General features: G+C 37.6%; 15 protein-coding genes. All 15 read left to right on the top strand.

Features of this window, described 5'->3' with window-relative positions:
- Positions 1 to 11 precede the first annotated feature (11 nt).
- The 15 genes from EVJ47_08445 to EVJ47_08375 all read left to right on the top strand — a co-directional run bounded on the left by EVJ47_08445 (position 12) and on the right by EVJ47_08375 (position 18,217).
- A complete protein-coding gene (locus EVJ47_08445) occupies positions 12 to 1,478 on the top strand; it encodes a sigma-54-dependent Fis family transcriptional regulator (protein ID RZD13949.1) in 1,467 nt (488 codons plus the stop codon).
- Positions 1,460 to 2,251, top strand: coding sequence for a tRNA pseudouridine(38-40) synthase TruA (gene truA / locus EVJ47_08440; protein ID RZD13948.1), 792 nt, complete (start codon positions 1,460 to 1,462; stop codon positions 2,249 to 2,251). Before EVJ47_08445 ends, truA begins: the two co-directional genes overlap by 19 nt.
- A gap of 122 nt (positions 2,252 to 2,373) precedes the next feature.
- Positions 2,374 to 2,859 carry a ribosome maturation factor RimP gene (locus EVJ47_08435; protein RZD13947.1) on the top strand — a complete coding sequence of 162 codons (486 nt, stop codon included), beginning with the start codon at positions 2,374 to 2,376 and terminating at the stop codon, positions 2,857 to 2,859.
- Between the two features lie 40 nt (positions 2,860 to 2,899).
- Positions 2,900 to 4,195 (top strand): transcription termination factor NusA, encoded by a 1,296-nt coding sequence (gene nusA / locus EVJ47_08430; GenBank protein ID RZD13946.1) that lies wholly within the window; start codon positions 2,900 to 2,902, stop codon positions 4,193 to 4,195.
- 13 nt (positions 4,196 to 4,208) lie between these two features.
- Positions 4,209 to 6,623, top strand: a complete 2,415-nt coding sequence (locus EVJ47_08425) for a translation initiation factor IF-2 (GenBank protein ID RZD13945.1) — start codon at positions 4,209 to 4,211, stop codon at positions 6,621 to 6,623.
- Positions 6,624 to 6,682: 59 nt separating this feature from the next.
- Entirely contained in the window at positions 6,683 to 7,087 is a 405-nt protein-coding gene (gene rbfA / locus EVJ47_08420; GenBank protein ID RZD13944.1) for a 30S ribosome-binding factor RbfA, read from the top strand.
- A 31-nt stretch (positions 7,088 to 7,118) separates the two neighbouring features.
- On the top strand, positions 7,119 to 8,243 hold the full coding sequence (locus EVJ47_08415; GenBank protein ID RZD13943.1) for a bifunctional oligoribonuclease/PAP phosphatase NrnA: 1,125 nt from the start codon (positions 7,119 to 7,121) through the stop codon (positions 8,241 to 8,243).
- 68 nt (positions 8,244 to 8,311) lie between these two features.
- A complete protein-coding gene (gene truB, locus EVJ47_08410) occupies positions 8,312 to 9,085 on the top strand; it encodes a tRNA pseudouridine(55) synthase TruB (GenBank protein ID RZD13942.1) in 774 nt (257 codons plus the stop codon).
- A 27-nt stretch (positions 9,086 to 9,112) separates the two neighbouring features.
- Positions 9,113 to 9,382 (top strand): 30S ribosomal protein S15, encoded by a 270-nt coding sequence (locus tag EVJ47_08405; protein ID RZD13941.1) that lies wholly within the window; start codon positions 9,113 to 9,115, stop codon positions 9,380 to 9,382.
- An 87-nt stretch (positions 9,383 to 9,469) separates the two neighbouring features.
- Positions 9,470 to 11,551, top strand: a complete 2,082-nt coding sequence (gene pnp / locus EVJ47_08400) for a polyribonucleotide nucleotidyltransferase (protein RZD13985.1) — start codon at positions 9,470 to 9,472, stop codon at positions 11,549 to 11,551.
- Complete coding sequence (locus EVJ47_08395; protein RZD13940.1) at positions 11,548 to 12,789, top strand: insulinase family protein; 1,242 nt, start codon at positions 11,548 to 11,550, stop codon at positions 12,787 to 12,789. Before pnp ends, EVJ47_08395 begins: the two co-directional genes overlap by 4 nt.
- Positions 12,790 to 12,792: 3 nt before the next feature.
- Positions 12,793 to 13,344 carry a hypothetical protein gene (locus EVJ47_08390; protein RZD13939.1) on the top strand — a complete coding sequence of 184 codons (552 nt, stop codon included), beginning with the start codon at positions 12,793 to 12,795 and terminating at the stop codon, positions 13,342 to 13,344.
- A gap of 50 nt (positions 13,345 to 13,394) precedes the next feature.
- Positions 13,395 to 14,000, top strand: a complete 606-nt coding sequence (locus EVJ47_08385) for a TetR/AcrR family transcriptional regulator (GenBank protein RZD13938.1) — start codon at positions 13,395 to 13,397, stop codon at positions 13,998 to 14,000.
- 19 nt (positions 14,001 to 14,019) lie between these two features.
- Entirely contained in the window at positions 14,020 to 15,150 is a 1,131-nt protein-coding gene (locus EVJ47_08380) for an efflux RND transporter periplasmic adaptor subunit (GenBank protein ID RZD13937.1), read from the top strand.
- A gap of 7 nt (positions 15,151 to 15,157) precedes the next feature.
- Entirely contained in the window at positions 15,158 to 18,217 is a 3,060-nt protein-coding gene (locus tag EVJ47_08375) for an efflux RND transporter permease subunit (protein ID RZD13936.1), read from the top strand.
- The last annotated feature ends 4 nt before the right edge of the window (positions 18,218 to 18,221 follow it).

Raw genomic sequence — 18,221 nt, 5'->3', positions numbered from 1 at the left:
AATTTTTAAATATGAACGAACGGTTTATAGCCGCAAGCGGCTCAAAGAAAAGAATATTACTCATAGACGATGAAAAATCGATACTGGATTCTTTAAAGATGATGCTTACTTTTGAAGGCTATGATGTTGCCGCCGCCGAAAGCGTGAACCTTGCTATAAAATTTTTGGAGGAAGAAGATTTTAATCTTATCGTTTCCGATGTGAGAATGCCCGGAATATCAGGATTAGATTTTATTGAATTCTTTAAAAAAGCAAGGCAGGATTTAAGCTCTAAGCTGCTGCCGATAATATTGATGACCGCCTATTCAGATGTCAAAACAGGAGTAGAAGCTATTAAACAAGGGGTTTTCGATTACATAACCAAGCCTTTCGATAATGAAGAATTTAAAATTATCGTTAAAAGGGCGCTGGATTATTTTAAGGCTTTTGAAGAATTGAACGCCATCAAAAGTGCTGAAACGATAAGGGGCGGGATAAAAGGAGAATCTAAAATTATAAAAAATCTTTTAAACGAGATAGCCCGCGTTTCTTTAAATTTTAATACTATTCTTATCACAGGGGAATCTGGCACAGGAAAAGAATTAGCCGCAAGGCTGATTCATGAGATTTATTCTAAAGATAATGGAACCCCAAAAGATGTCCCGTTCGTCCCCGTAAATTTAGCCGCTATTCCTGAAAATCTTGTCGAAAGCGAATTATTCGGTTATGTTAAGGGCGCTTTTACCGGTGCGGAAACAAATAAACCAGGACTGATACAATATGCCGGCAACGGGATTATTTTTCTTGACGAGATAGGGGATTTGTCGTTGCCGCTGCAGATAAAGTTATTAAGGGTTTTACAGGAGAAGTCATACAGGAAATTAGGGTCAAACAAAGAAGAATTTATGGCTACAAAGATAATTGCCGCTACAAATAAAGACTTGAATGTTTTGGTTTCTTCCGGTAAATTTAGGGATGATTTATATTTCAGGTTAAACCGTGTAAACATAAAAATGCCTCCGTTAAGGGAGCACAAAGAGGATATCCCTATTTTAGCGTCATATTTTATAAAGAGGTTTTCAAAATCGATAAATTCTATATCACCGGAAGCGGTATCATTACTGATGGATTACGATTACCCCGGCAATGTAAGGGAACTTGAAAATATTACCGAAAGGGCATGCATTTACTGTGAAGGCGGCGATAAAACCGGTTCGCCTATGGAGATAGGCGAAAATTGCCTTCCCGATTATATTTTTAAAAAGGATAATAATAAAAAAATAAATAACGATTTTGAAGGTGAATACTTTGCGAAAATAATCGAAATATTTGACCGTCTTAACCATGAAAAAAAGTTATCGCTGCCTGATTTCATTAAAAATATCGAAAAAATTATCGTAAAAAACAGGATAAAAGAGGATAATTCCAGACTGGATGCAGCAAAGAGTCTTGGTTTGTCTTTAAGGTCTTTAAGGTATATATTATCAAAAATGGGTTGACCGTGAACTACTTAATTGTTGCCGAATATAACGGTTTAAATTACAACGGCTGGCAGAGCCAAAATAATCCCAAGAAATCGGGGAAGGTTAAAACTATTGAAAGCGAACTCTTAGAGGCTATCGGTATCGTAACAAAATTTGAGCCGAAATTGTTTGTTTCGGGAAGAACCGATGCGGGCGTTCATGCTCTGAACCAGGTTGCCAATTTTAAACTCCCCTTTTATTATGATATAGTTAAGTTAAAGGCATCCCTAAACGGCATTCTTCCGCCCGACATATCCGTAAAAAATATAGAGATAGTTCATGATTCTTTTCATTCGACCATCGACACCGTTTCCAAGACATACTTGTATAAAATAAATTCAGGGTTTAAGAGTTCTTTATTATCCGGATATTCATGGTTCATTAAAGAAAAATTAAATTTGGAACTTATGAAGGAAGCCGCAAAAATTTTTACAGGCAGAAACAACTTTATTAATTTTACCAAAAGGGGAAAAGAAAAGCATTTAATTAATTATTACAGGGTAGTCAACGATATAAGAATATGCCAAAAAAATTACGGTTTCGATATATTTGTCGAGGGGGAAGGTTTTTTGAGGCATATGGTGAGAAGAATTGTCGGCGCTATAATTGCCTGCGGCAGCGGCAAGGCAAATATTGGATATATAGCAGACATGCTGAATGGAAAAAGCTTGGCGGGGAAGGTGCTTAATGCCCCGCCTTGCGGGCTTTTTTTATATTCGGTAAAATACAGGCATAAAAATTATTGTTGATATTTTATTAAATTTTATTTATAATTTATTAGATAAGTATATACAAATTTTGTAATTTGTCTTATTTTTATATTTTACTGATTTTTTATATAAAAGTGGGTTTTGCCCGCTTTTTTTGTTTTATGCACGATAATTTGATAAAAAATATAGAAAAACTGATAGAAGATATTGTTATTTATTACGGATGTTATCTTGTCGGCGTTGTGTTTGTCCCGGCAAGAAGGGATAGCGGGGTAATTTTGAGGGTTTATGTCGATGCCGAAGGAGGGGTTAATATATCCCAGTTGTCCGATATCTCAAAAGAATTAAGTATGATACTGGATATCAAAGATTTGATAAAATTTAAATACACCCTTGAGGTTTCATCTCCGGGTATCAACAGGATTATTATAAAGTTTAGCGATTATGAAAAATATAAGGGGAAAAGGGTAAAAATATCCCTGCGAAAAAAAATTGACGGAAGGGTAAATTTAATCGGAAAGATAATCGATGTGGAAAATAGCGAACCTTATGCAAACCCTTCCATAAAAATATTTGACGAAATCGAAAATAAAACACAAATTATTCCCTTTATTCAAATTAAAAAGGGAAATTTACTAATCGTATAAAATATATAAATTAATTATTTAATATTTAAGGAGTTCAGAGGTGTCTCAACTTATCATAAATGACCTTAGTTCGGTAATAGATCAGGTCTCTAAAGATAAAAATATCGACCGCTCTTTAGTTATCGAGGCTTTAGAGCAAGCAATACTTGCTATTGCCAGGAAAAATCTAGGCATAGGATATGATCTGGAGGCGCATTATACCGAAGAAACGGGAGAAATAGAGGTGTTTATGTTTAAACAGGTGGTAGATGAGGTTAAAAACCCCAGAACAGAAATTTCTGTTAAAGATGCGGTTAAAAATGACCCCGATGCCATTGTTGGAGACAGCCTCGGGCTTAAAGTAGAAAAAAATATTTACGGCAGGATAGAAGCGCAGGTTGCAAAGCAGGTTATCTTTCAAAAAATAAAAGAGATAGAACATAAAAATATTTTTGACGAGTTTAATGAACGAAAGGGCGAAATTGTAAGCGGCCTTGTTAGAAAGGTTGAAAAATCGATGATAATAGTCGATTTGGGAAAAACGGAGGCGATTTTACCCAAACAAGAGCAAATATACAGCGAAACATATAAGCCGAACGATAGAATAAGGGCAGTATTATCTAATATTAAAATGGAAAAAGGGGGACCAAAACTTATTCTTTCCCGCGCCTCCGATGAATTTTTAATCAAGCTTTTTGAATTGGAGGTACCGGAGATTTACGACGGCGCCGTTAAAATTGTCAGAGTAGCGAGAGCTCCTGGGTTCAGGTCTAAAATTGCGGTTTATACGACTGATAAAGATATAGATCCTGTCGGCGCATGCGTCGGCGTAAAGGGGTTTAGAATACAGAGCATAATCAACGAATTAAGGGGAGAAAAGATTGACATTATTCCTTATTCCGATAATCCCGCAAAATTGGTCGTAAATGCTTTAAGCCCTGCCGAGGTTTCCAAGGTTGCCGTTAACGAGGATACAAAAACAATTACGGTTATAGTTCCCGATGATCAGCTTGCTCTCGCAATTGGTAAGCAGGGGCAAAATGTCAGGCTTGCAACAAAAATAACCGATTACAAGATAGATATTAACAGCGAATCGAAAGCAGGCAAAAAGGACCAGTCGGCATATAAGGCTCTTATGGATATACCGGGGATTGGCGATATTATAGCAAAACTCTTATATCAGAGCGGCTATAGTTCTGTCGAAGATATAGCAAATGCCTCTGTTTCCGAATTGGTCAAGGATATTTCGGTAGATGCAAAGAAGGCTGAAAAAATTATAAATTCTGCAGGTGAGTTTCTTGCCAGAATAAAATCGGATATGGAGCTTAAAGAAAAGATAGATAAAGAAATTAATTAAAAATATTGTGGATATGAATAATTCCGCAAGGACGGAAGAAAAGAAAATGGAAGAAAGAAGAGTATCAAAAGGCGTAATCAGGAGAAGGGCAAGCAAGGTAGAGGAAGCTGAAATTGCAGTTTCTCCCGCCACACCGGCAATTTCCGCTGAAACCGAAGGTTCCGCTAAAAAGGTTTCGCAGGAAATATCTAAAGCCGCGTTGCAAATAGAAAAAGCCGTTAAACCTGAGGCTGTCAAGGAACCGGCAGTTGAGGCCGCTGCCCGTCAAAATACAGTTTCGAAGCAGGATTTAAAAAAACAAAAGCCTGCCAAAGATAATATTGCCGCGTTTAAAAAGGGTAACGAAAAAAAAGAACCCAAAAGGCACATAGCCGGCGCAGGCGATGTATTAAGCGTGGTAAAGACTTTAGATATAGATAAGGTAAAACACATAAGCGAAGAAGGTCCTGAAAGCCAGGCATCCCCAAAAAAGATAGGAAAAAAAGACGAATTTAAGAAAGTATCTCCTATAAAGTTTAATAAAAACGAAAAATTCGTAGATACATCCGAAGAGAGCGAATATTTTGCCCATAGAAGGCATAAAAAAAGGTTTAAGTCGAATAGAGGGGTTCAACAGATTTCGCAATTACAGCAGGTTATACCCGAAAAAAGAGCTTCCAAAAAGGTGATCAAGATAAATAGCGGCATAACCGTTAACGATTTATCGCAGGCTATGGGCGTTAAGGCATCGGAGGTTATTAGAAAATTAATGGATGTCGGTATTATAACCACTATAAATCAAGCAATAGATATCGATGCGGCATCGCTTATTGCCACGGAATACGGCTATACTGTGGAAAATGTCAGCTTCAATGAGGCCTTTGCGCTGGAAGAGTCGCCCGATTCCCCTGAATCCCTTATACATAGAGCTCCCGTTGTTACCGTTATGGGGCATGTCGACCACGGCAAAACCTCTTTGCTCGATGCTATTAGAAAAACAAATGTGACATCGAACGAAGCGGGAGGGATAACCCAGCATATAGGCGCTTATAGCGTTAAAGTAGATGACTCTATGGTAACATTTTTAGATACCCCCGGTCACGAAGCCTTTACGGAGATGAGGGCAAGAGGGGCAAGCATCACCGACATAGTTGTTCTTGTCGTCGCCGCCGATGACGGCGTTATGCCCCAAACCGTGGAAGCGATTAATCATGCAAAGGCGGCAAATGTTCCGATAATCGTTGCAATTAATAAAATAGACAAGCCCGGTGCAAATCCCGCTAAAATAAAAAATAGCCTGATGGAATTTGGCCTTGTTTCGGAAGACCTGGGCGGAACCACTCTTTATGCTAATGTTTCTGCCAAAACAGGACAGGGATTAAAGGAACTTCTCGAACTCATAATACTTCAGTCCGAAATTTTAGAATTAAAGGCAAATCCCGATAAACTGGCAAGAGGAACGGTAATCGAGGCAAAGCTCGACAAAGGAAGGGGGCCGGTTGCTACCGTTTTGATACAGAGCGGGACTTTACATGTAAATGATAGCGCCGTATGCGGTTTATATTATGTTAAGGTTAGAGCTATGGCGGATTACAAAGGGGCTAAGATTGAAAAAGCGGGGCCGTCAACACCTATCGAGCTGTTCGGTCTTGAGGGGGTTCCCTCTCCCGGCGACAATTTTATCGCATTAAAGGATGAAAAAGAGGCTAAGAGGATTAGTTTAGAAAGACAGTTAAAGTATAGAGAGGTTGAATTAAGTTCCACTGCCAAAACGACACTGGAGGGACTATATTTAAAGATAAAATCAGGGGGAATCAAAGAATTAAGACTGATTGTAAAAACGGATGTTTCCGGTTCGATGGAGGCATTAATTCAATCTTTTAATAAACTTTCGACTCTTAAAGTTAAAGTCAATGTTATCCATAGCGGCGCATCGGCAATCACCGAAAGCGATGTTATGCTTGCAAAAGCGACAAACTCTATAATAATAGCGTTTAATGTTCGCCCCGAGCCAAAAGCATTAATTTTAAGCGAAAATGAGGGTATAGAGATACGATACTACAATATTATTTATGACGCCGTCAAAGATATTAAAGATGCCATGGAAGGACTTCTTGCTCCCGTCGAAAAAGAGAAGATAACAGGTAAGGCTGAGGTAAGAGATGTATTTAGCGTTCCTAAGGTGGGGACGGTTGCGGGTTCTTTCATATTGAGCGGGACTATTAAAAGGTCTTCTAACGCCAGACTTTTAAGGGATAATGTGGTAATCTACACAGGTCACATAAATTCGCTTAAAAGGTTCAAAGAGGATGTTAAGGAGGTTCAGGTAAATTTTGAATGTGGGATACTTCTCGAAAATTTTAACGATATTAAGGCCGGAGACATAATAGAAGCTTACGAGATTGAATATATCAAACAAACTCTTGAGTCTTCTTCTAATGAGGCATAAATTATCCTCTCCCTCTACAATGGGGGAGTCAGGGCATAAATCATCCCCCCTTTACTGTAATGTTAGGGGAGGGTTGGAGCGGGGGTAGCAGGAATTTGATAGAGAGAAATAAAAGGGTTGGCGAACTCATTGCCAGAGAAGTATCTCTGGCGCTTGAATTTAAGGTTAATGACAACAGATTAAAAAATGTTACGATAGTAGGCGCCGAAGCCTCAAAAGATTTAAAATTTTGTAAAATATTTTTTAGCGTTATGGGGTCTGAAAAAGAAATAAATAAAGCTCTTGGCGGATTTAAGAGTTCCAAAAATTTTATAAAAAAAGAGGTATTTTCTAAAGTACTCTTAAGGGTTGTTCCCGAGATCACATTCGAGTATTATGGGGGATTGCAAAAGGCTTTTGAGATTAACCGAATAATAAACGAGCATAATTCGACAAATGACGAACATGCGCAACCTAAAAATTAAGTATAATAATAAATAAAGCAGAGGAATAAATTTGATTCATGAAATAAAAGAATATTCAAATGTGGATATAATAGACCTAAAAAATTCGACGAATGATATATTTCATGTTATAGAGACATCTAAAAAAATTCTTATCGCAACCCATGAAAATCCTGAGGGCGATGCAATAAGTTCCGTTATTGCCGCAGCCCTGTTTCTTCGTTCGTTAGATAAAGAGGTGTTTCTTTACAATAAGGACTCTATTCCAAATAACTTGAAATTTTTGCCATGGGCGGAGAAATTTTTAAATGAATTTCCAAGAGAGCCTATTGATTTGCTTATCGTCGTCGATTGCGGCGAGTTTTCCCGTATTGGAGCTAATTTTGAACATCTTTCGGGTATAAATAGAATAATTAATATAGACCATCATTTTACTAATACACGCTTTGGGCATTCAAACCTCGTGATACCAGATGCAAGTTCAACGGGAGAGATTCTTTTTTATCTTTTTTTATCTTATGCCGCTCATGAAAATAAAATCCCTTATTCTCCTTATGACAGCTTTCTGAATGGAAAATTAAATGAGCCGCTGCCGTGCAATTTGGATGAAAGAAATAAAATTTTGTCTAAGATAAACGGCGAAATTGCATTAGCGTTATATACATCGATATTGACGGATACGGGCTCGTTTCATTATTCGTCGGCAAATAAAAGATCTTTTTATATCTGTTCCGTTTTAAATGAGTATGATATAAACCCATCAAAAATAGCTACCGAAATTTTTGAAACAAAGCCTGCAGAAATGTATATATTGTTAGGAAAGAGTTTAGGCACTCTCGAGTTTGCCGCAGACGGTAAAGTAGCATCGATGGTTGGAACTAAAAAGATGATTAACGATATTCTTCAGAAGGCGGATGGATACAGGGTTAACGGGTTATATGAAAATTTTGTCAATTATCCAAGGTCGATTCAAGGCGTGGAGATAGCGATATTTTTTAGAGAAGTATCCTTTAACGAATACAGGTTGAATTTCAGGTCTAAAAGTTATGCAAATGTTGCAAAAGTTGCCGAAAGATTTGGGGGCGGCGGACATAAGTTCGCTGCAGGATGCAAAGCCAGCGGCGATTTAAACGAAATTAAAAAAGAGGTATATAAATATTGCGAAGAGGTTTTATAAAATTAAAATAAAACCTGAATATAATTCAGGCGCTCTTATTTGTTTATAATAAATATAAAAATTAAGATATGAAAGTAGTTAAAAACAGTGACATTAACGGTATTCTTGTAATAGATAAACCAAAAGATATGACTTCTTTTACAGTGGATTCCATGATTAAAAAAGAGCTTAATTGCTTAAAGGTCGGTCATGCGGGGACATTAGATCCTTTTGCAACGGGAGTGCTTCCCGTTCTTATAAATAAGGCGACAAAGATTCAGGATAAGCTCATTAATATTCCAAAATCATACGAAGGCGCTTTCAAAATCGGCGTAAGCACAAACACCCTTGATGTTTCGGGCATAGAAGTCGATAAGAAACAGGTGTCAGGTTCTGAAATTGCAAATATAGCCGATTATTTAAGCAAGCTAAAAGGGGATTTTACTCAAAAAATTCCGATGTTTAGTGCAAAAAAGTTTAAGGGTGTACCTTTATATAAGTATGCGAGAAAAAATATCGATATAGGCAGTATATATGGCGATAAAAAGACAGGGGTTGTAAATATTTATGATTTTGAAGTAAAGTCTTACGATAACGCTTTCATATATTTTAAATGTAGTGTTTCAAAGGGAACCTATGTGAGAGCCATAGCTCAGGATATAATGGATAAATTCAATATTCCTGCCCATTTGTTCAGTCTTAGAAGAACGAGCGCCGGCGGTTTTGATATCTATGAGGCTTTACCTTTTGAATCACTGACAAAGGGTGTAGATTTTATGATAGAAAATATTGTGCAGGTCCACAGCCATAGGATTATTAATAATAATGACGATATATCGATAACAAAGTATAATAATATTTAATATATAATATCTGGAGGGGTTAATTAAATGCCAATTTCAAAAGACGAAAAAAACACAATAATCGAGAAGTTTAAGACGCATCAAGGGGATTCCGGTTCTGTTGAGGTTCAGGTTGCGCTGCTCACATATCGTATTAATTTATTATCTGAGCATTTTAAAAAATTTGCCAAAGACCATCATTCGAGAAGAGGACTTTTAAAAATGGTTTCGAGAAGAAGACATTTGCTTGATTATTTAAAAAGTAAAGATGAAACAAGGTATAAAACCCTTATAAGTTCGCTTGAACTTCGCAAATAAACGGCATATTTATAAATAATAAATTAATTTAATTAAATAATTCAATTTTAACGGCTTTAATGATTTTAGATTTGCAAAGGAGATATGATGGCAAGTTATAATGCGGTGAGGAGTTTTACGCTTGACGGAAAAAAAATAACTATTGAAACGGGAAGGCTTGCAAAACAGGCCTCGGGCAGTGCTTTAGTTACTATTGGGGATACTAAGGTTCTTGTTACGGCATGTATCGACAAAAATATAAAAGAAGGGGTTGATTTTTTACCTCTGACGGTAAATTATGTGGAAAAATTTTATGCCGCAGGAAAAATTCCCGGAGGATTTTTTAAGAGAGAGGCAAGACCATCCGAAAAAGAGGTTTTAACATCGAGATTTTTAGACAGGCCGATAAGACCCCTTTTCCCCGATAACTATTTTTTTGACACCCAGATAATTGCTACAGTAATATCGATGGATCAGGAAAACGACCCCGATATGGCTGCCATGATCGGCGTCTCGTTTTCATTGATGATTTCCGAATCCCCGTTTAACGGACCTACTGCAGGAGTGAGAGTAGCAAGGGTAAACGGCGCTTTTATTGCAAATCCTACCTATAAAGAGCTTGAAAGCAGCGACACCTTTCTTATAATAGCGGGTTCAAAAGATGCCGTAACGATGGTGGAAGGAAGCTTTAACGAGCTTGGCGAAGAGGAGCTTCTTTCGGCAATAGAATTTGGACATAATAAAATTAAAGAGTTAATAGAATTTCAAAACGCTATTCTTTCGGAAATTAGCGTTAATAAAATAGACCTGAAACCGGTAGATATTCCTGACGGGCTATATGAAAAGGTTAAAGAAATCGTTAATAATGATTTGTCAAAAGCCCTGCAAATATCTACAAAACAGGAAAGAAGCGAGCAGGTAGCAAATCTTAATTCAAAAGTTATCGAATTGCTTCAAGAATCACACTCGGGGCAAGAAGCTTTAATTAATCATATATTTGAATCTATCCAAAAGGATTTGTTAAGAAGCAGGGTTCTTACCGAAGGGCTGAGGGTTGACGGAAGGGGACTAAGAGATATCAGGCCGATTAGCTGTTCCGTTAATGAACTTCCTATGGCTCACGGAAGCGCCATTTTTACGAGAGGAGAAACACAGGCGCTTGTCGCTGTGACCCTCGGCACAAAATTTGATGAACAGATTATCGACGCTCCCGAAAAAGAGTCCGTTAAAAGATTCATGCTTCATTATAATTTCCCTCCGTTCTCCGTCGGCGAGGTTTCGCCTTTAAGGTCGCCGGGCAGAAGGGAAATAGGTCATGGTTCTCTGGGGGAAAAGGCTTTAAGATATATTATACCTTCTTTCGAGGAATTTCCTTATACCATAAGGGTTGTGTCAGAGATACTCGAATCTAACGGTTCTTCTTCTCAGGCTACGATTTGTGGAGGAACTTTGGCTTTAATGGATGCGGGTGTTCCGATAAAGGCCCCCGTTGCAGGGATTGCCATGGGGCTTATAAAAGAAGGAGATAAGGTTGCGATTCTTTCCGATATTTTGGGGGACGAAGACCATCTCGGAGATATGGATTTTAAAGTGGCAGGCACCGAAAACGGGGTTACGGCGCTTCAAATGGATATTAAAATTTCGGGTGTTACGAAAGAGATTTTAAGGCATGCGCTTTTACAGGCCAAAGAAGGCCGTTTACATATACTGAATATTATGCTAAAGACAATCTCCGCACCAAAAAAAGAGCTGGCGCAAAATGCTCCCAGAATTGTTACGATAATGGTTAAACCTGAGAAGGTAAGGGAAGTCATCGGCCAGGGCGGAAAGGTTATTAAAGGAATAATCGAAAAAACCGGCGCGCGCGTCGATATCGAAGATTCTGGAAAGGTTACGATTTCTTCGTCAAACAGGAATGCGCTGGATATTGCAATAGGAATGGTTAACGATATAGTGCAGGAGGCAGAGATTGGCAAAATTTATTACGGTAAGGTTAGAAAGATAATGGATTTTGGAGCTTTTGTAGAGATATTTCCCGGAACGGACGGGCTTGTCCATATCTCTCAAATAGATATCAAGAGAGTCGAAAAGGTGACGGATGTTCTAAGAGAGGGGGAAGAAATAAAAGTAAAGGTTATAGATATAGATAAAACAGGAAAAATAAAACTTTCCAGAAAAGAAACTTTATGAAAAACTTCCAAAGAGAAGAATTAAAATCGGGCATTACGCTGATAACCGAAAAAAAATCGTATTTTAATTCCGTCAGCATAGGATTGTGGGTTAAAACGGGCAGTGCTTATGAGCCTGCAAATTTAAACGGAATATCGCATTTTATAGAACACCTGCTTTTTAAGGGGACTAAAACCAGAACATATAAAGATATAAATAAAGAAATAGACTTGATGGGCGGGGCTTTAAACGCCTTTACCGGAACCGAGCTCACCTGTTTATATACCCGCGTTCTTTCGGAAAACTATGATAATGCAATTAATCTTTTAATAGACCTCATGTTTAATTCATTATTTCCGCCTGATGAAGTAAAAAAAGAGAAAGATGTAATTTTACAGGAAATTTCAGGCGTTCAAGACGACCCTTTCGATTATTCCATGGAACTTTTCCATAAAAATTTTTACGGAAATTCCTCGCTTGCTTATCCGATACTTGGAACCTTCGAAACCGTCGGCGATTTTGACAGGGGGAAAATACTGGATTATTTTTATTTACATTATGCCCCGCAAAATGTAGTTATATCAGTTGCCGGTAATTTTGACCATGAAAAAATTGCAAGGTCCATAGATAATTACATGGATAAGGTTTCGGGAAGTTTTGCAAAAATGGTCTCTCCCGAAAAACCCGATACGAACAAGAATTACGGTGAATTTTTTCAGGAAAAGGAACTGGAGCAGGCTCATTTTATTATCGGTCTCGACGGAATAAAAAAAACGGATAAAGATTATTATACTTTAGAGGTTTTAAATACCCTGTTAGGCGGTTCCGTCAGTTCGAGGCTGTTTCAAGAGGTGAGGGAAAATAAAGGGCTTGCCTACTCTATTTATTCAAATGCCGCCTTTCACAAATTCGATGGATATGTATATATATATGCAGGTGTTTCTCCAAAAAAATTTGAACTTTCTAAAAAACTGATTTTTAATATAATAGATAGCTTGGTGCAGGATAATATCGGCGACGAAGAAATTTTAAATGCAAAAAGGCATATTTCCGACAGCTTTTTATTGGGAATGGAATCGACAAGCTATATAATGAATAATAATGCGATAAATGAAATTTATAATAATGGATACATTTCTAAAGCGCAGATTTTAAAAAAGATAGATTCTGTGGATAGCCAGGCTATAAAAAGAATTTCAAAACAGCTGTTTTCCGCCAAAGCGAACAGGAATATTTCTGTTCTCGGCAGGGTTGGATAATTTATGGAAACCGATATTTATTACCCCAAAACTTACGATATTATCTATAGGTCAGGCTATGTTATCGGCTTTTTAGGTATTCTTTTGTTTGCTTTGTCGTATCTTTTTTCTAATTGGCAGGGTTTTGCTCTCGGCATTTCGGTTTTTTATCTCGGTTCTTTAATATCGGGAATATTTCTTTTGGTATGGAAAAAAGAGGTAAAAATATTTATATTGTCCTGCATTATTTTGGGGATTATTTTTGGCGCGGGTTTTTTGTTTTTTAGAAATTCCGAGATTTTAATTATATCGATGGGATTTGTCCTTGCCGGATTAGCAGGTCTTTACGGTAAAGAGGCCCATTGCTTCCATTTTATAGAGGGATGGATTTTAATGTGGTCATTTCCATTCCTGATTTTTGCAAATTTATTGCTCTATGGTCTAGAATTGCAAAATAACGACTCCGTCCATATAATCTTTTCCATAATTTACCTTGTTATAATGCTTTTAGCCCTATCCTTTTTAATAAAGAAATTACGGCAGCCGCTGATGCAGTTTTGTCAAAATCAAGATTAAAATATTTTTTTTGTTGAATTATGACTTTAAAGTCATTATAATTAATAGATATGGCAGAAAATGTAGATAAATACGAATTAATTTTATTATCCTCAAGGAAGCTGATAGAAGAAATAGGGTTTTCGGCTTTGACGATGGACAAGGTCGCGCAAAAGGCGGGCATTGCCAAGGGGACGGTCTATCTTTACTTTAAAGATAAAAATGAACTTTTGGAAAAAGTGCTGGAGCAGGGATTTGAAAGGATGTTTGAAAGGATTAAGTCCAAAGTCAACACGCAAAAAGGTCATGTAGAAAAATTGAGGGTTCTAATTGCCGAGAATATTAACCATATTTATGAAAACAGGTATTTTTTTAAAACCGTCTTTTTGGATGAGGTTAATGTTGTTTTTTTGAAAAAAAAATCTCAGGAGTCTTTTAATTTAAGAAGAAAGAGATATACAGATTTTATCGGCGAAATTATTAAATCGGGAATCGAATCGGGTGAGTTCAGACATGATTTAAATTCGACGAAGGTTGGATATATGCTTGTTTCATTAATTAAAACAAACGCGATATATAATTTTCTCGATAATAAACCTGAATTCACCGAAGAAATGATTAAAAGCGATTCGGAAGAGATATTTAATCTTTTAATCTATGGAATAAGTAAGCATTAATATATATTTGGAGGACGGGATGCAAACCAAACAAACCAGTAAAAATAAATTTTTTAAATTTAAAATTTCAGGTAGTATAAAAATATTACTGCCTATTCTGGTAATACTTGTTCTGGTTTCCGCTCTATCGCTTACCGCTTGCGGGAAAAAGAAGGTTTCCGCAAAAGCGGCGCTTCCTGTAACAATTAGTAAAGTCAAGATTTTAAGTACAAAGATTTATTTAAAAGAGCCGGGTTATTTTTTGCCGTACAAGACTGCAAATATTGCCTCGAGGTCGGCAGGACAGATTGTTAAGATAATCGCCAGGGATGGAAATTTTGTAAAAGCGGGACAGGTGCTCGCAATAATCGATAGAAAAAAGGCATATTTTACAATGAAATCTCAGGAAAGTGCCGTGAAACAGGCTAAAGCGGCACTTTTTTTAGCAGAATCGACTCTTAAAAGGGACACGATATTGTATAAAAAACAGCTTCTGACCGCTTTAGATTACGATACCGCGGTTTCTAATTATAAAAAAGCTCTGGCATCTTATAATGCAGGGGTATCGCTTTTAAGCTTGGACAGGAAAGATTACAGGGACACGCTTATAGTTTCTTTAATTAGCGGCATTGTTTATAAAAGGTATATTAACCTCGGCGACTATGTTCCCGTAAATAAATTGTCCTATCAAGTCGTTGCCTTGAAGCCCTTAGAACTGGAGTTTTATGTCCCTCAAAGCAAAGTCCCTCTTATTAAAAATTTCGAGACCTGTTTTGCAGCCGTTAAGGGCTATTCCAAAAAGATTTTTTCAGGGAAGATTTATTTTATAAGTCCGTCATTAAATTCTCAAACCCGCATGGTCAGGGTTAAAGCATTATTTCAAAACAGTAGAAATCTTATAAAGCCTCAATATTTTGCGGATGTCAAACTTCCCGTGGGGTTTGTAAAGGACGGCCTTTTTGTGCCTCAAGCCGCCGTTAGAACAGGTCTAAAAGGCGATTATTTGTTTGTTTATAAAAATAATGGCATCGTAAAACAAAAAAGGGTTGTTGCCGGAGTGACAAAAGACGAATATTTGCAAATTATAAAAGGCGTGAGCAAGGGCGAACTTGTCGTAGTCAAAGGTTCTAATTTAGTCCATGATAACGAAAAAGTAACCATAGCAAAGTGAGGGATTTATGAAAATATCCGATATTTCCATCAAACGCCCTGTTTTTGCGGTAATGATGGTTAGTGTTTTTGTCGTTTTGGGTATATTCGGGTATTTTACCCTTGCCGTAAATCTTTATCCAAACATCCAGTTTCCGATAATTACTATCACAACCACTCTTCCCGGCGCAAGTCCAAAGGAAATGGAGCTCGATGTTACTAAAAAGATAGAGGACGCGGTAAATTCTGCCTCAGGCATAAAGCATATAATGTCTATGAGCAGCGTGGGGATGAGCGTTGTAACCGTCGAGTTTCATTTAAATAAAAACATCGCCCATCGTTATCAAACCGTTACCGCCGATGTCAATGCAATTTTAGATACGCTGCCCAAAAATATCAACACTCCCGTTATTAAAAAGCTCAGCGTCAACTCTTCTCCCGTTATGTGGATTACTTTGTACGGCAACAGGTCAAAGAGATTTTTGTCATTTTATGCCGAAAAAGTCTTAGAGAGAAAATTTGAAAGGCTTCCCGGAGCCGGTCAAATTATTATGGGCGGAGTTCGAAACAGAAGGATGGTCTTTCATGTCGATAACAATGAAATGACAAACCATGGACTCGGTGTTAATCAAGTTATTAATGCCATCGAGTCCCAAAGCGTATCGCTGCCCACCGGAAATTTAAAAACCGGCACAAAAACCTATTTTACATATCTTAAGGGAAGATTCCATACCGCTAAAGAATTTAACAGGATGATAATTAATAATTACCTTGGAGTACCTGTTAGATTCTCGCAGATAGGGCATGCCGTAAACTATGAAGCTCCTGAAACATCGATTACTACATTTGACGGAAAATCTACGGTCGGGCTCGGCATTACCATAAAAACCCACGCAAATGCAGTCAGAGTGGCTGCCGAAGCAAAACATCTTTTAAATTTGGTTAAGCTTTCTTTGCCTCCCGGCGTTAAAGCGAAGGTTGCTTATAACAGCGCTACTTATATTAAAAAATCCATAGAAAGCGTCGAATTTGATATAATCTGGGGCGCTTTATTAACGGTGCTTATCGTATTTTTCTTTTTAAAGGATTTAAGAATTACCATAATTGCGGCGGCGGCTTTGCCTGCGGCAATAATTTCAGCCTTTGGTTTTTTACACTTAATGAATTTTTCGCTCAATAATATGACCATGCTTGGCTTATCGCTTTCTGTCGGCCTTTTGATAGATGATGCCATCGTTGTTCTCGAAAACATATACAGGCATGTCGAGGGCGGAGAAGATAGAATGTTTGCGGCGTCTAATTCCATGAATGAAATAGGCATTGCAGTAATGGCAACCACATTTTCCATCGTTGCAGTTTTCATTCCGGTTGCATTTATGCCGGGCATGATAGGAAAGTTTTTTTATGAATTTGCTTTAACCGTTGCCTTTGCCGTTTTAATATCCCTGTTTGTCTCTTTTACGCTCACCCCAATGCTGTCATCGAGGTTTATCGTTCATAAAAAGGAACACGGCTTTTTGTTTACTTTTTTTGAAAATATCATGGCGCAAACGACTAATATTTATAAAAGAATGATTAGCTGGAGTTTAAATCATAGATTAATCGTTATAGTATCGGCGATTATAATATTTGTTTTTTCATTATATTTAACAAAATATATCGGAAAAGAGATGATGCCTCCGTCTAATTCGGGCAATTTTCTTGTTTATTTTCAAGCGCCGGAAGGGACAAGCGTAAGGGTTATGAAAAAATATTCCAATTCTTTATATATGGTTGTTAAAAAGACCCCGTTCCGAAAGACAATTTTCATGGCTACCGCTTCAGGTGTTAACGGTTCAAGGTATAAGGGGTTATTTTTTATTTCCTTAAAAAATAATAGGAATGTAAATCAGCAGCAGATAATGGCTATTTTAAGAAAAAGGCTTACCAAAGTCCCCGGCGTTTTTACGCAGGTTATGGATATGCCCGTGGTCGGTGGCGCTTCCGCAAATGTTTCCCCCCTTCAGGTCATCGTGATGGGTCCAAGCATCAAAAAAACGGTAGCTTATTCCAATAAACTTTTAAATGATTTAAGGAAGACGCCGGGCCTGATTGATGTTACTTCCAATATGCAGTTCCATCAACCGGAGCTTTTAATTCATATAAAAAGAAATATGGCTGGCAGCCTCGGGGTGAGCGTTTCGAGCATTGCCGAAACAATTGATGCGCTTATAGGGGGGGATATAAATATATTTAAAAATTACAATTTTATTTATCAGGGACATATTTATAATGAGCAGATAAGGCTTTTCAGGAATGAAAGAAACCGGGTAAGCGATATAAAGAATTTATATGTGTCAAATAATGAAGGCAAATTAATACCTTTATCAGATCTGATAACGATTAAGAAAACGATAGGCCCGCAGGTTATAAACAGACGGGATCTTGAAAATGCCGTTACGATTTATGCGAATATGTCAAACCATGTTCCCCTCAGCTACGGGGTTGCAAAGATTAATAAATATATGTCCCGTATAATACCTAAAAAATCATTATACACTTACCAGTTTAGCGGTATGGCTTCCAAAATGAATCAATCGTTCGGCGCCATGGGTTCCGCATTGCTTTTGGCGCTCATTATAGTTTATATGATTCTTGCCTCGTTATACGATAGTTTTATTGACCCGCTTGTTATTATGGTCTCCGTTCCTTTTGCATTGATAGGAGCGATAGGAGGACTGCTTTTAATGCACAGGGCATTGAGTGTAATTGCGCTTATAGGGGTAATTTTACTGATAGGTCTTGTTGTAAAAAATGCCATACTTTTAGTCGATTTTATAATACTGTCGAGAGAGAGGGGGTTAAATAAGCATGATTCTATCGTTGAAGCCGGCAGCATAAGGCTCCGCCCGATTTTAATGACGACTCTTGCAATGATTTTTGGCATGCTTCCGATCGCAACCGGCCTTGGCGTGGGTTCTTCTTCAAGGGCGCCTATGGCAATCGATGTTATAGGCGGGCTTTTGACCTCTATGTTTCTTACCCTGCTTGTAATTCCCGTTTTATACTCCTATACGGACAATCTAAAAGGGTTTTTTAAAAAGTCGTAGTGGA

This window comes from Candidatus Acidulodesulfobacterium ferriphilum (assembly GCA_004195035.1).
Lineage (GTDB): Bacteria > SZUA-79 > SZUA-79 > Acidulodesulfobacterales > Acidulodesulfobacteraceae > Acidulodesulfobacterium > Acidulodesulfobacterium ferriphilum.
This window is presented reverse-complemented; position numbering and strand designations above follow the sequence as displayed.

Bases quoted from the DNA above. Each gene is read 5' to 3' on its own strand.
- EVJ47_08445 (RZD13949.1), top strand. From the start codon at position 12: ATGAACGAACGGTTTATAGCCGCAAGCGGCTCAAAGAAAAGAATATTA.
- EVJ47_08435 (RZD13947.1), top strand. From the start codon at position 2,374: ATGCACGATAATTTGATAAAAAATATAGAAAAACTGATAGAAGATATT.
- EVJ47_08425 (RZD13945.1), top strand. From the start codon at position 4,209: ATGAATAATTCCGCAAGGACGGAAGAAAAGAAAATGGAAGAAAGAAGA.
- rbfA (RZD13944.1), top strand. From the start codon at position 6,683: ATGTTAGGGGAGGGTTGGAGCGGGGGTAGCAGGAATTTGATAGAGAGA.
- truB (RZD13942.1), top strand. From the start codon at position 8,312: ATGAAAGTAGTTAAAAACAGTGACATTAACGGTATTCTTGTAATAGAT.
- EVJ47_08405 (RZD13941.1), top strand. From the start codon at position 9,113: ATGCCAATTTCAAAAGACGAAAAAAACACAATAATCGAGAAGTTTAAG.
- pnp (RZD13985.1), top strand. From the start codon at position 9,470: ATGGCAAGTTATAATGCGGTGAGGAGTTTTACGCTTGACGGAAAAAAA.
- EVJ47_08395 (RZD13940.1), top strand. From the start codon at position 11,548: ATGAAAAACTTCCAAAGAGAAGAATTAAAATCGGGCATTACGCTGATA.
- EVJ47_08390 (RZD13939.1), top strand. From the start codon at position 12,793: ATGGAAACCGATATTTATTACCCCAAAACTTACGATATTATCTATAGG.
- EVJ47_08385 (RZD13938.1), top strand. From the start codon at position 13,395: ATGGCAGAAAATGTAGATAAATACGAATTAATTTTATTATCCTCAAGG.
- EVJ47_08380 (RZD13937.1), top strand. From the start codon at position 14,020: ATGCAAACCAAACAAACCAGTAAAAATAAATTTTTTAAATTTAAAATT.
- EVJ47_08375 (RZD13936.1), top strand. From the start codon at position 15,158: ATGAAAATATCCGATATTTCCATCAAACGCCCTGTTTTTGCGGTAATG.